Raw genomic sequence first — 12,016 nt, 5'->3', positions numbered from 1 at the left:
GTACACAGTGTGTATGGAAAGCCTCCGATGCCGCGCTATCTGACCGAAAAGGATATCGCCGATTTCCGCGCCGGGTTGTGCCGGGTCGCGACCGAAAGATTCGCCCGTTTCGGCTATGAGGGCGTGACCATGCGCCAACTCGCCGAGGCGCTGGGCTGCAGCCCGAAGACACCCTACCGCTACTTCAAGGACAAGGCCGACATCCTGGCGACCGTGCGGGCGCAGGCCTTCGCCCAGTTTGCCGACGCGCTGGAAGCCGCTGCGGCGGGGGCGGAGGGGCCGCTCGACAGCGCGCGCCGCGTGGGCGATGCCTATCTGCAGTTCGCCGACGAGCATCCGCATGCCTATCGCATTATGTTCGAGATCGACCAGCCGATCAGCGACGAGCATCCCGACTTGGTACGCGAGTGCAAGCGGGCGCGTACCTTCGTGACCCGTCAGGCCGAGGACATGGTGAAGGCCGGGCTGATCGACGCCGATCCAATGCTGTTCGGCTGGTCCATGTGGGCCGCCACGCACGGTCTGGTCATGCTGCGGCAGGCCGGCATGCTGGAGAACGGGCCGGATATCCGGACGCTCGCCGGCTATCACGGCGCGCTGATGTTCAAGGGCGCCTTGGCGGCTCCAAAGAAGACGGGGAAAAAACAATGACGGCAGGCGTCACGGCGGGCGAGCGGTTCCGCAGCTGGGCCGAGATCCAGGCCAACGCCGCGCGGGCGGCCGGCGGGCTCGAGGCGTTGGGTGTCGGCGAGAATGGCAGCGTCGCCCTGATGCTGCGCAACGACTTCGAGACCTTCGAAGTCAACATGGCCGCGAGCCAGATCGGTGCCTACGCAGTGCCGATCAACTGGCACTTCACGCCCGAGGAGGCGAACTACATCCTGCGCGACAGCGGCGCGAGCGTACTGGTGGCGCATACGGACCTGCTGGCACAGATCGCCGGTGGTGTGCCCGAGGGCGTGAAGGTTTTCGCTGTTCCGACACCGGACGAGATTGCCGCCGCTTACGGGGTACCGGACGAAAAACGCCGCGTGCCGGCGGGCGCGGAGGCTTGGGAGGATTTCGTCGCGGCTTTCTCGCCCCGCACGGCGCCGCCGCGGCCCTCCCGCGGCAGCATGATCTATACGTCGGGCACCACGGGGCGGCCCAAGGGCGTTCGGCGCCAGCCGAGCACGCCCGCGCAGCAGGCGGCGGGTGCCCAGGAAGCCGCCCTGTTCTGGGGGCTGAAGCCCGATCGGTCGATCGTCGTGCTGATGAACGGCCCGATGTACCACTCCGCCCCGGCCGCCTACGGCATGGCGAGCGCGCGCCTCGGCCTGCACATGGTGCTGCAGCCGCGCTTCGAGGCGGAGGATATGCTGCGCCTGATCGCACGGCACGGCGTCAGCCACATGCACATCGTGCCGACCATGTTCGTCCGCCTGCTGCGCCTGCCGGCGGAAGTCCGGGCGCGCCACGACGTCTCGTCGCTGAGTTTCGTCAGCCACGGCGCCGCACCCTGCGCGCCGGCCGTGAAGCGCCAGATGATCGAGTGGTGGGGGCCGGTCATCAACGAATACTACGGTGCGACGGAAACGGGCGTCGTCGTCTGGCACGGTTCCGAAGAGGCATTGCGCAAGCCCGGCACGGTGGGCCGGCTGGTGCCCGGCGGCATCCTGCGCATCGTCGACGAGGAGGGGCGCGACGTGAAACAGGGGCAGGTCGGCGAGATCTACCTGCGCGGTCCCCATCTTTCGGAGTTCACCTACAACAACGACGACGCCAAGCGGCGCGAGATTGCACTGGGCGAGCTCGTCACCGTGGGCGACGTGGGCTACGTCGATGCCGACGGCTTCCTGTTTCTGTGCGATCGCAAGCGCGACATGATCATCTCGGGCGGGGTGAACATCTACCCGGCCGAGATCGAGGGGGCGCTGATCCAGATGCCGGGCGTGCGTGACTGCGCCGTGTTCGGCATCCCGGACGAGGAATTCGGTGAGCAGATCTGCGCCCATGTCGAGCCGGCTGCCGGCGCCACCCTCGATGCGGCATCCGTGCGTGCCTATCTCGGGGAGCACCTGGCGCGTTACAAGGTGCCGCGGGTCGTCGAGTTCAGCTCCGCACTTCCGCGTGAGGATTCGGGCAAGATCTTCAAACGCAAGCTGCGTGCGCCATATTGGGAGAGGGCGGGCCGCAGCATCTGAGGAAATCCATGGCCGATGACGACGTCACCCTGTCCGGCGAGCTGAAGGGCAAGCTGGTCGAGAGCAAGCAGAAGTGGGCCGAGGAAGGCCGTCTGCTGACTGGCAAGACCGCGGCGCACTCGGAGCGGCTGCCACCCGGCCAGCGGCTGGTCGGGACCTGGCCGGTCCTCGATCTCGGCATCAAGCCCGAGATTCCCACCCATGCGTGGCGCCTGTTCGTCGACGGTGAGGTCGAAGCTCCCGTCACTCTGAAGTGGGATGAGTTCACCGGATTGCCGAAGACCGAACTGACGACCGACATCCACTGCGTCACCGCCTGGTCGCGCTATGACAATCGATGGGAAGGCGTGAGCGCCCGCGACCTGATCGCCCTGGTGAAGCCCAAGGCGCAGGCGCGGCACGTCATTTTCCATTCCTACGACACCTACAGGACCAACGTGCCGCTGGCCGACTTCGCCGCAGAAGACGTCATGCTGGCCTGGAGCTGGAACGGCGAGCCGATCAGCCGCGAGCATGGCGGGCCGCTGCGCGTGGTGATTCCGAAGCTTTATTTCTGGAAGAGCGCCAAGTGGATCAAGCGCATCGAGTTCTCGGAGTTCGACAAGCCGGGTTTCTGGGAAACGCGCGGCTATCACAACTATGGCGATCCGTGGCGCGAGCAGCGCTACGACGACGAGCCTTGATAGGGAGGCCTGACATGGGCGCGCACAATTTCAGCTTCACCGCCCTCGACGGCAAGCCGCTGGAGCTTCAGGCCTTGGCCGGCAGGCCGATCCTGCTTGTCAACGTCGCCTCCTATTGCGGGTTCACACCGCAATACACAGACCTCCAGGCCCTGCATGAGACCTACGGTCCGCGCGGCCTCGTCGTGCTGGGCGTGCCCTGCAACGACTTCGGCGAGCAGGAGCCGCGCAGCGAAGGCGAGATCGCGAAGTTCTGCGAGTCTGTGTACGACGTCACCTTCCCGATGACCGCGAAGCAGAAGGTGATCGGCCCCGAAGCCCACCCGCTCTACAGGTGGATCGCGACGGAAGCGGGCGAGGGCGTGGCGCCCATGTGGAACTTCCACAAGTACCTGATCGGCAAGGACGGCAGCCTGCAGGGCGCCTGGCCGAGCCGCGTGCGGCCGGTCTCGAGCGAGATCACATCGGCGATCGAGGCGGTGCTCTGAGGCTCAGGCGTCGAGGGCGCGGCGGACGCCGCCGAACACTTCGTGGAACATCTCGGTCGTGAGCCGGCCGGTGTTCGTGTTGTAGCGCGAGCAGTGATAGCTGTCGGCAAGCACCAGGCCCGTCGGCAATTCATGAAGTTTGTTGTGGATGAACGGGTACGCGCCCGCCGGCCGCACGGTCAGGGCCCGCAGGATCTGGTCGTGGGCACCCTTGCCCAGCGCCACCAGGACCCGCAGCTTCGGCATGACGGCAAGCTCTGACTGCAGGAACGGGCGGCAGGCTGTGAATTCGACGGGCAACGGCTTGTTCTCGGGCGGGAGGCAACGCACCGCGTTGGCGATCCGGCAGTCCACGAGCTGAAGCCCGTCGTTCGGATCGGCGCGATAGGTGCCCTGCGCGAAGCCGAACCTCAGCAAGGTCGAGTAGAGGAGGTCGCCGGCATAGTCGCCGGTGAAGGGGCGGCCGGTGCGGTTGGCGCCCTTCATGCCGGGGGCGAGCCCGACGATCAGCAGCCGGGCGTCGAGTTTGCCGAACGAGCGGACCGGCGCATTCTTCCAGTCCGGGAACTTGCCCCGCAGGTCGTGGCGGAAGGCGGCGAGCCTCGGACAGCGCAGGCAGTCGAGCGGCGGCTCTTCGAAGGAGGATGCGGGCACTGAAGCGGTTGGCCTAGGCCGAGCGCATCAGGGATTCGGGCGGCGCATCATACTCCGCTTCGGCCTCGCGGTTGGTCGCGGCCGGGCGCGGGGCGCGCTCCGACGGGTTGCGGGCGATCAGCGGCGCCAGTTCGGACAGTTCGATGAAGTCGTCGGCCTGGCGGCGCAACTCGTCGGCCACCATCGGCGGGGCTGACTTGATGGTGCTGACGACCGAGACCCGGATTCCGCGGCGCTGGACGGCCTCGACCAGCCGGCGGAAGTCGCCGTCGCCGGAGAACAGGATCACATGGTCGAGATGGTCGGCCATTTCGAGCACGTCGATGGCCAGCTCGATGTCCATGTTGCCCTTGACCTTGCGGCGGCCCATGGCATCGGTGAATTCCTTGGCCGGCTTGGTGACCATGGTATAGCCGTTGTAATCCAGCCAATCGATCAGCGGCCGGATGGGCGAATACTCCTGATCCTCGACCAAGGCCGTGTAATAATACGCCCGGACCAGCCGGCCTTTTTCCCGGAACACTTTCAGAAGGCGGCGATAGTCGATGTCGAAGCCCAAGGAGCGGGCGGCCGAATAGAGATTCGCACCGTCGATGAAGAGCGCGACGCGCTCATTCTCGTAGAAATTGCCCTTCATGGCGACCAAACCCTTTTGACGAATATGCGCTGGCGAGCGAAAAATTATGCAGCAATGGAAGGCTGGTAACCCGAGCCTTTCCTTGAACATATTAAGAGTAGGTTGTTAACCCATAGATCACAAGGGGTTGAGGGAGCGTGCTGGTGGACAACACAGGCGACCGACCGATTTTCATTGGTGCCGGCGCCAATCTGCCCCATCCGTCCTACACCTCTCCCCGCGAGACCCTGCACGCCGCCTTGCTGGAGCTGGATCGGTGGAAGATCCGCGTATTGCGCTATTCCCGCTGGTACAGGACGGCCCCGGTGCCGGTCTCGGATCAGCCCTGGTACGTGAACGTGGTGGCCGAGATCGCCACGTCGCTCTCCGCGGACGACCTGCTGGCCACCCTGCACGAGATCGAGGATCTGTTCGGCCGGGTTCGCAGCGTGCCCAATGCACCCCGGCTGATCGATCTTGATTTGCTCGATTATCGTGGGGAAATTGCCGTGCCGGGGGCCGGGAGAGCCATCCTGCCGCATCCCCGGATGGCGGAACGGGCCTTCGTCCTGCGGCCTTTGGCCGATCTCGCACCAACCTGGCGCCACCCGGTGTCCGGCGCGTCGATCCAGGACCTGCTGAAGGCCCTGCCGGCGGATCAGGTCGCCCAGCCCTTCCAGGCCGCCGGCTTGCCTTTTGGGCCGGGGCGGGTATAACCGCCGGCTTCCAGGAAATTCTGAGGTTCCCGCCATGGCGCGTGTCACCGTCGAAGACTGCATCGTGCAGGTCCCCAACCGTTTCGAACTGGTCATGTTTGCCTCGCAGCGCGCCCGCGACATCTCGGCCGGCGCCCAGATCACGCTCGACCGCGATCGTGACAAGAACCCGGTCGTGGCGCTGCGCGAGATCGCCGAGATGAAGCTCGACCAGGCTGTCCTGAAGGATTCCCTGATCTCCGGCATGCAGAAGCACGCCGACGTCGACAAGCCCGAGGAAGTCAACGAGATGGCCGAACTCGAGCAGGAGCTGGCGGCGGCGCTGGCGCAGGGCGGTGCGGAAGCGGCCCAGCCCAAGGCGCTGCCGATGGCCGAGGAAGACGACGTCAGCGAATGATGGTCGAGGGCTGAGCCCTAGCGGCGCTCAGCCTGCTATTCGTGCAATCGCCGTGGAGTGCACGCAATCGTCCCCATATAATGGGCGATTGTCATGATTCGTCAGTTTGAACTCGTCGAGCGCGTACATTCCTACGATCCGGATGCGGACGAGGACATGCTGAACCGCGCCTACGTCTATGGCCTGAAGAAGCACGGCAACCAGCTCCGTGCCTCGGGCGACCCCTATTTCTCTCACCCTGTCGAAGTTGCCGGCATCCTGGCCGAGATGCGGCTCGACACGGATTCGATCGTCACCGGCCTGCTGCACGACACGCTCGAGGATACCGACGCCACACGCGACGAGATCGCCGGACTGTTCGGCGAGGACGTTGCGCGCCTGGTCGACGGCGTCACCAAGCTCTCCCGACTCGAAATCCAGTCGGAGAGTACGAAGGAGGCCGAGAACCTGCGCAAGCTGGTGCTGGCCATGTCGTCGGACATCCGCGTGCTGCTGGTGAAGCTCGCCGACCGCCTGCACAACATGCGCACGCTGCACCACATCAAGGAGCCGGCGCGCCGCCGGCGCATCGCGCGCGAGACCATGGATCTCTACGCGCCGCTTGCGTCACGCATCGGCATGGAGAAGGTGAAGCGCGAACTCGAGGAACTGGCCTTCGCCGAACTCAACCCCGACGGCCGCGCCTCGGTGCTGGCGCGCCAGGGCTACCTGCGCGAGCGCGGCGACAAGCTTGTGCCCCAGATCGAGGTCGAGCTGGTCCGGACGCTGAAGGAGGGTGGCCTCGAGGCCCAGGTCTCGGGCCGCGAGAAGTCACCCTACTCGATCTGGCGGAAGATGCAGAGGAAGAACGTATCCTTTGAGCAGCTCTCCGACATCATGGCGTTCCGCATCATCGTCGCGGACGTGGCGCAGTGCTATCAGGCGCTCGGCCTGCTGCACGGCCGCTACCAGGTGCTGCCGCAGCGCTTCAAGGACTACATCTCGGTTCCCAAGCCCAACGGCTACCGCTCGCTGCACACCGGCGTGATCGGCCCGCTCGGCCAGCGCATCGAGATCCAGATCCGCACCGAGGAGATGCAGGACCAGGCGGAGCGCGGCGTTGCCGCGCATTGGATCTACAAGCAGGGTGGGCCGTCGACCGATGCGCCGCAATATGCCTGGCTGCGCAGCCTCATGGACATCCTCGACAAGGCGCCCAACGCCGAGGAGTTCCTCGAGCACACCAAGCTCGAGATGTTCCAGGACCAGGTCTTCTGCTTCACGCCCAAGGGCAAGCTGATCGCCCTGCCGCGCGGCGCCACGCCGATCGACTTCGCCTATGCGGTGCATAGCCAGGTGGGCGACACCTGCGTCGGCGCCAAGATCAACGGCCGCATGCTGCCGCTGCGCACCCAGCTCTCGAACGGCGACCAGGTCGAGATCATCACGTCGAAGGCGCAGACGCCGTCGCCGACCTGGGAACGCTTCGTCGTCACCGGCAAGGCCAAGGCCGCGATCCGGCGCTTCATCCGGACGCGCCAGCGCGAGCAGTACATCCAGCTCGGCAAGTCGCTGCTCGAGAAGGCCTTTCACGAGGAAGGCTACGAGGTCACCGAGAAGGGCCTCGACGGTGTGCGCATCAACTTCAAGCAGGCGTCCACGGACGACCTGATCGCGACGGTTGGCGCCGGCCTGGTCGGTGCCCGTGAGGTCCTGACGGCCGTCTATCCGGGGCTGAAGCAGCCTCGAAAGGGCGGCGCCGACGTCGTGCCGATCTCGCGGGCGCGGTCGAAGTCCGGCAAGAGCGCCGAGGGTGGGCGAGGGGGCAAGCTTGAGGGCGAGCAGATCCCCATTCGCGGGCTGATCCCGGGCATGGCGGTGCACTTCGCGCGCTGCTGCCATCCGCTGCCGGGCGACCGCATCGTCGGCATCATCACGACCGGCAAGGGCGTCACCATCCATACGATCGATTGCGCCACCCTGGAGAGCTTCTCCGAGGCGCCGGAGCGCTGGATCGATGTCGGCTGGGATTCGGTCAGCGAGGGCGGCGGCGGCGTCTATACGGGACGGCTCAAGATCACGGTTGCCAACCAGCCCGGCAGCCTGTCGAGCCTGTCGACGGTGATCGCCCGCCACCAGGGCAACATCTCCAACCTGCGCATCGTCAACAGGTCGATGGATTTCTTCGACATGGTGATCGACGTCGAGGTGTCCGACGTGAAGCACTTGGCAGACATCACTGCGGCGCTGCGCGCCACTCCCGCCATCAACGCCGTCGAACGCGCCCGCAATTGACGGTTTCCTCACCCTCCCATTGCGAAAGACGCGTATGACTGCGCTCAACCCCCTTCGTCTCGGTGTCAACATCGACCACGTCGCCACCGTGCGTAACGCTCGCGGCGGACATCTGCCTGATCCGCTGCGTGCGGCGCGCCTGGCCGAGGCGGCCGGCGCCGACGGCATCACCGCGCATCTGCGCGAGGACCGGCGCCACATCATCGATGCCGACATCGAAGGCTTGATGCGGGAACTCAAGGTGCCGCTGAATTTCGAGATGGCAGCGACCGAGGAGATGGTCAGCATCGCGCTGCGCCATCGCCCGCACGCCGCCTGCATCGTGCCGGAAAAGCGCGAGGAGCGGACGACCGAAGGCGGGCTCGACGCAGCCGGCCAGCACAGCCATCTGAAACCGATGGTGGCGCGCCTGCGCGACGCCGGCATCCGGGTCTCGCTCTTCATCGAGGCCGATCCGCGCCAGCTCGAGGCGGCCGTCGCGCTGGGGGCTCCGGTCGTGGAGTTGCACACAGGTCGCTACTGCGAGGTCGAGGGCGAGGCCAAGCAGGTGGAATTGCGACGCATCCGCGAGGCGGCGGCAATGTGCGCGAGGCTCGGGCTCGAATGCCATGCCGGCCACGGGCTGAGCTACGCCGATGTGGCGCCGGTCGCCGCCATTCCCGAAGTACGGGAGCTCAATATTGGCCATTTCCTGATTGGTGAGGCGATCTTCGTCGGCCTGGAGCCGGCGATCCGCGAGATGCGTGGCATCATGGACGCCGCGCGGGCGGGCGGAGCGACCGCGTGATCATCGGCCTCGGCAACGACCTCTGCGACATCCGGCGTATCGAGAAGTCCCTGGAGCGGTTTGGCGAGCGCTTCGTGCAGCGTGTCTTCACGGAAACCGAGCAAAAGCGCTCGGAAGGCCGGGCGACCCGTGCAGCCAGCTACGCCAAGCGGTTTGCCGCCAAGGAGGCCTGTGCCAAGGCGCTGGGCACCGGGTTGCGGGCCGGCGTTTTCTGGCGTGACATGGGTGTGATCAATCAGAAAAGCGGCAAGCCCACCCTGGCCTTGACGGGCGGGGCACTGGCCCGGCTGCAAAAGATCACACCGGTAGGCATGACCGCCCAAATCGACTTGAGCATCACCGACGAATACCCGCTCGCTCAAGCAGTCGTGATCATCTCGGCGGTCCCGAATCCATGATCCGCAAGGCGCTTTGGGCGATCACAGAGCCCCCATGCCGCGGTTGCGGCGGGAGACAGGGACCCCGGGCCCTGCTATAGCCCCGGCTTGTTCAAACTGGTACGGCGATGACGGACGTGGCTGAGCGTCGTAAGAGATCACAAGAAAAGACCGGCGGCTGGGGCGAAACCGTCCGGACGGTGGTCTACGCCGTCCTGATCGCTCTGGTCGTGCGGACCTTCGCCATCGAGCCCTTCAATATTCCCAGCGGCTCGATGATCCCGACCCTGTTGGTCGGCGACTACCTGTTCGTGTCCAAGTATTCCTACGGATATAGCAAGCACTCCTTCCCGTTCTCCCTCGGCGTCTTTTCGGGCCGGATCTTCGGTTCGCCGCCTGAGCGCGGTGACGTGGCCGTGTTCAAGTATCCCGGCGACCAGGGCCAGGGTGTCAACCGTACCGACTACATCAAGCGCATCGTCGGCATGCCGGGCGATCGCATCCAGGTGACCAATGGTCTGCTGCACATCAACGGCGTGGCCGTCGACCGGTTGAAGATCGGCGACTATGTGAAGGGCAACAACGGCCACTACCAGAAGGGTACGCTCTACAGCGAAACCCTGCCCAACGGCCGCCGCTACACGGTGCTCGAATATCGCGACGACGGCATGGCCGACAATACGCCGGAGTTCCTCGTGCCGGCCGGCAGCTACTTCGTCATGGGCGACAATCGCGACGATTCGCTCGATAGCCGAACGCGGCTGATGCTGCGCGACTTCTCCGGCTCGACGCGAGACCGCGACCAGCTCGGCTGGTACGTGCCTTCGGAGAATCTCGTCGGCCGGGCGGAGTTCATCTTCTTCTCGCATGACCCGTCGGCTGCCGGCTGGCTGGAACCGTGGAAATGGCCCGAGGCGATACGCTGGAACCGCTTCTTCATGGCAATCCACTGATCTCGACGGACGTCGATCTCGCGGCGCTGTCGAAGGGTGTGGGTCATGTTTTCGCGCATCCCGAGCTTGCCTCGGAGGCGCTGACCCATCGCAGCGCGCTCGACCGCCGCCCCGAACTCAAGGCGGCCTTCCCGAACGGCAACGAACGGCTGGAATTCCTGGGCGACCGCGTGCTGTCACTCGCGATGGCTGACCTGCTGTTGCGCCGCTTCCCGCGCGAGCGCGAGGGCGAACTGGCACGCCGCCACGCCGCTCTCGTGCGCGCCGAGACACTGGTCGAAATCGCCACGGAAATCGATCTGGGCAGACATCTGCGCCTCGGCGATTCGGAGCGTACTCCGGGGACCAGCGTTCGGCCCAACATCCTGGCGGATGCGCTGGAGGCGCTGCTCGGTGCCATCTTTCTGGATGCCGGGCTCGAAGCCGCGGCGGCCAGCGTGGCCCTGCTGTGGGGCCACCGCCTGAGCAACCAGGTGGTGGTGCCGCGCGATCCCAAGACGGCACTGCAGGAATGGGCGCAGGCCCGCCGCCTGCCACTGCCCGTCTATCTGGAAGTCGATCGCGAGGGTCCGCCTCACGCCCCGGTTTTCGTGGTCGATGCCGTCCTCAAGGGGTACGAACCGGCGCGCGGCCGGGGCGGCAGCAAGCGCGAGGCCGAGCGGTTGGCTGCCATGACACTGCTGGAAAGGTTGAACGGGGCATGAGCACAGCTGCAACGCGGGCCGGCTTCGTCGCCGTCGTCGGGGCGCCGAATGCCGGCAAATCGACCCTGGTGAACGGCCTGGTCGGTTCCAAGGTGAGCATCGTGTCGCCCAAGGTGCAGACGACGCGCATGCGCGTGATCGGCATCGCCATGACGGACCTTCCCGACACCGGCAAGGGGCCCTCGCGGGCGCAGGTCGTGCTGGTCGACACGCCCGGCATCTTCCGCGTCGCCAAGCGGCGCTTGGAGCGCGCCATGGTCGCCGCCGCCTGGCAGGGCGCCGACGATGCCGACCTGGTGGCGCTGGTGGTCGATGCCGAACGTGGCGTCGGCGAGGAGACGAAGGCTATCGCCGGGCGGCTGAAGGATTCGCGCACGCCGCGCTTCCTGGTCCTGAACAAGATCGACCTGGTGCCGCGCGAGAAGCTGCTGGCGCTGACGGCCGAGCTGAACGCGATCGTGCCGTTCGAGCGCACCTTCATGGTGAGCGCGCTCAAGGCCGACGGCATTGGCGACCTGTTGACGGCTTTCGCGCAGGCCATGCCGCCGGGGCCGTTCCTCTACCCCGAGGACCAGGCGGCGGACCTGCCGTTGCGGCTGCTGGCGGCCGAGGTGACGCGCGAGCAGGTGTTCCTGCAGCTTCACCAGGAGCTGCCCTATGAGGCGGCGGTCGAGACGGAGAAATGGGAGGATCGTCCCGACGGCAGCGTCCGGGTCGAGCAGACGATCCACGTCCAGCGCGAGGGCCAGCGCGCGATTTTCCTCGGCAAGGGCGGCGCCCGCATCAAGCAGATCGGCGCCCGCGCCCGCCACGAGCTCTCGCAGATGCTCGAGCGCCCGGTTCATCTCTTCCTGCATGTGAAGGTGAGCGAACGCTGGGCGGACGATCCTTCCCACTACCGCACGATCGGCCTCGACTATCAGTCCTAGCCTGAATTGATGCGGCCGTCGCCGGACACCGATTCGGCGATGGTGACGAAGGAAATGAGGCGATCCGGCAGCCTTGCGAGGCGCGTATGATCGCCTAAATAGATAACGGCGGCTTGGTGCGGCGAGCCCCGCAACCGATGCAATTGCGCCGTCCTCCGAGTCATCGTTACGGAATCGTAAATTTCCCGTTGACGGTGTGCGGGGTGGCCCATATAAGCCCGGCTCCCGACGACGAGCGGGGCCGCCGAGACCGCC

15 protein-coding genes are annotated in these 12,016 nt (G+C 66.0%); 12 read left to right on the top strand and 3 right to left on the bottom strand.

Annotated elements, in window-relative coordinates; all coding sequences use genetic code 11:
* The first annotated feature begins 27 nt into the window (after nucleotides 1-27).
* The 4 genes from Q0Q48_RS16845 to Q0Q48_RS16830 are packed head-to-tail and all read left to right on the top strand — an operon-like array spanning nucleotide 28 to nucleotide 3,354.
* A complete protein-coding gene (locus Q0Q48_RS16845) occupies nucleotides 28-651 on the top strand; it encodes a TetR/AcrR family transcriptional regulator (RefSeq protein ID WP_295139925.1) in 624 nt (207 codons plus the stop codon).
* Complete coding sequence (locus Q0Q48_RS16840; RefSeq protein ID WP_295139923.1) at nucleotides 648-2,183, top strand: acyl-CoA synthetase; 1,536 nt, start codon at nucleotides 648-650, stop codon at nucleotides 2,181-2,183. Before Q0Q48_RS16845 ends, Q0Q48_RS16840 begins: the two co-directional genes overlap by 4 nt.
* 8 nt (nucleotides 2,184-2,191) lie before the next feature.
* A complete protein-coding gene (locus tag Q0Q48_RS16835) occupies nucleotides 2,192-2,866 on the top strand; it encodes a sulfite oxidase-like oxidoreductase (RefSeq protein ID WP_295139921.1) in 675 nt (224 codons plus the stop codon).
* A 14-nt stretch (nucleotides 2,867-2,880) separates the two neighbouring features.
* On the top strand, nucleotides 2,881-3,354 hold the full coding sequence (locus Q0Q48_RS16830) for a glutathione peroxidase (protein WP_295139919.1): 474 nt from the start codon (nucleotides 2,881-2,883) through the stop codon (nucleotides 3,352-3,354).
* A 3-nt stretch (nucleotides 3,355-3,357) separates the two neighbouring features.
* Here the strand turns inward: Q0Q48_RS16830 and Q0Q48_RS16825 are convergent, their stop codons facing one another.
* Together Q0Q48_RS16825 and Q0Q48_RS16820 are read right to left on the bottom strand one after the other, a co-directional pair.
* Nucleotides 3,358-4,008, bottom strand: coding sequence for a uracil-DNA glycosylase (locus Q0Q48_RS16825; protein WP_295139918.1), 651 nt, complete (start codon nucleotides 4,006-4,008; stop codon nucleotides 3,358-3,360).
* A 13-nt stretch (nucleotides 4,009-4,021) separates the two neighbouring features.
* Nucleotides 4,022-4,645, bottom strand: a complete 624-nt coding sequence (locus Q0Q48_RS16820; protein ID WP_295139917.1) for an NYN domain-containing protein — start codon at nucleotides 4,643-4,645, stop codon at nucleotides 4,022-4,024.
* A gap of 137 nt (nucleotides 4,646-4,782) precedes the next feature.
* On the opposite strand from Q0Q48_RS16820, the gene folK reads away from it, so the two are divergent.
* The 8 genes from folK (at nucleotide 4,783) to era (ending at nucleotide 11,761) form a co-directional block, all read left to right on the top strand.
* Nucleotides 4,783-5,340, top strand: a complete 558-nt coding sequence (gene folK / locus Q0Q48_RS16815) for a 2-amino-4-hydroxy-6-hydroxymethyldihydropteridine diphosphokinase (RefSeq protein WP_295139915.1) — start codon at nucleotides 4,783-4,785, stop codon at nucleotides 5,338-5,340.
* 34 nt (nucleotides 5,341-5,374) lie between these two features.
* Complete coding sequence (rpoZ, locus tag Q0Q48_RS16810) at nucleotides 5,375-5,737, top strand: DNA-directed RNA polymerase subunit omega (RefSeq protein ID WP_295139913.1); 363 nt, start codon at nucleotides 5,375-5,377, stop codon at nucleotides 5,735-5,737.
* A gap of 93 nt (nucleotides 5,738-5,830) precedes the next feature.
* Nucleotides 5,831-8,011 (top strand): bifunctional (p)ppGpp synthetase/guanosine-3',5'-bis(diphosphate) 3'-pyrophosphohydrolase, encoded by a 2,181-nt coding sequence (locus Q0Q48_RS16805; protein ID WP_295139911.1) that lies wholly within the window; start codon nucleotides 5,831-5,833, stop codon nucleotides 8,009-8,011.
* A 34-nt stretch (nucleotides 8,012-8,045) separates the two neighbouring features.
* Nucleotides 8,046-8,798, top strand: a complete 753-nt coding sequence (locus tag Q0Q48_RS16800) for a pyridoxine 5'-phosphate synthase (protein WP_295139909.1) — start codon at nucleotides 8,046-8,048, stop codon at nucleotides 8,796-8,798.
* A complete protein-coding gene (acpS, locus tag Q0Q48_RS16795; RefSeq protein WP_295139908.1) occupies nucleotides 8,795-9,196 on the top strand; it encodes a holo-ACP synthase in 402 nt (133 codons plus the stop codon). The genes Q0Q48_RS16800 and acpS overlap by 4 nt, the downstream gene beginning before the upstream one ends.
* A 107-nt stretch (nucleotides 9,197-9,303) precedes the next feature.
* Complete coding sequence (gene lepB / locus Q0Q48_RS16790; RefSeq protein ID WP_295139906.1) at nucleotides 9,304-10,128, top strand: signal peptidase I; 825 nt, start codon at nucleotides 9,304-9,306, stop codon at nucleotides 10,126-10,128.
* Nucleotides 10,080-10,832 carry a ribonuclease III gene (gene rnc / locus Q0Q48_RS16785; RefSeq protein ID WP_295139904.1) on the top strand — a complete coding sequence of 251 codons (753 nt, stop codon included), beginning with the start codon at nucleotides 10,080-10,082 and terminating at the stop codon, nucleotides 10,830-10,832. The genes lepB and rnc overlap by 49 nt, the downstream gene beginning before the upstream one ends.
* Nucleotides 10,829-11,761: a GTPase Era gene (gene era / locus Q0Q48_RS16780; protein ID WP_295139902.1), complete on the top strand. Its 933-nt coding sequence runs from the start codon at nucleotides 10,829-10,831 to the stop codon at nucleotides 11,759-11,761. Before rnc ends, era begins: the two co-directional genes overlap by 4 nt.
* Here era and Q0Q48_RS16775 read toward each other — a convergent pair.
* The coding region (locus tag Q0Q48_RS16775; RefSeq protein WP_295139900.1) for a hypothetical protein at nucleotides 11,758-12,016 on the bottom strand (259 nt) is incomplete at its 5' end. The genes era and Q0Q48_RS16775 overlap by 4 nt on opposite strands.

Origin of the sequence: uncultured Reyranella sp., assembly GCF_945957355.1 — a bacterium.
Taxonomy (GTDB): Bacteria; Pseudomonadota; Alphaproteobacteria; order Reyranellales; family Reyranellaceae; genus Reyranella.
The sequence above is the reverse complement of the archived record's forward strand: the minus strand, read 5'-3'. Positions and strand labels throughout refer to the sequence as shown.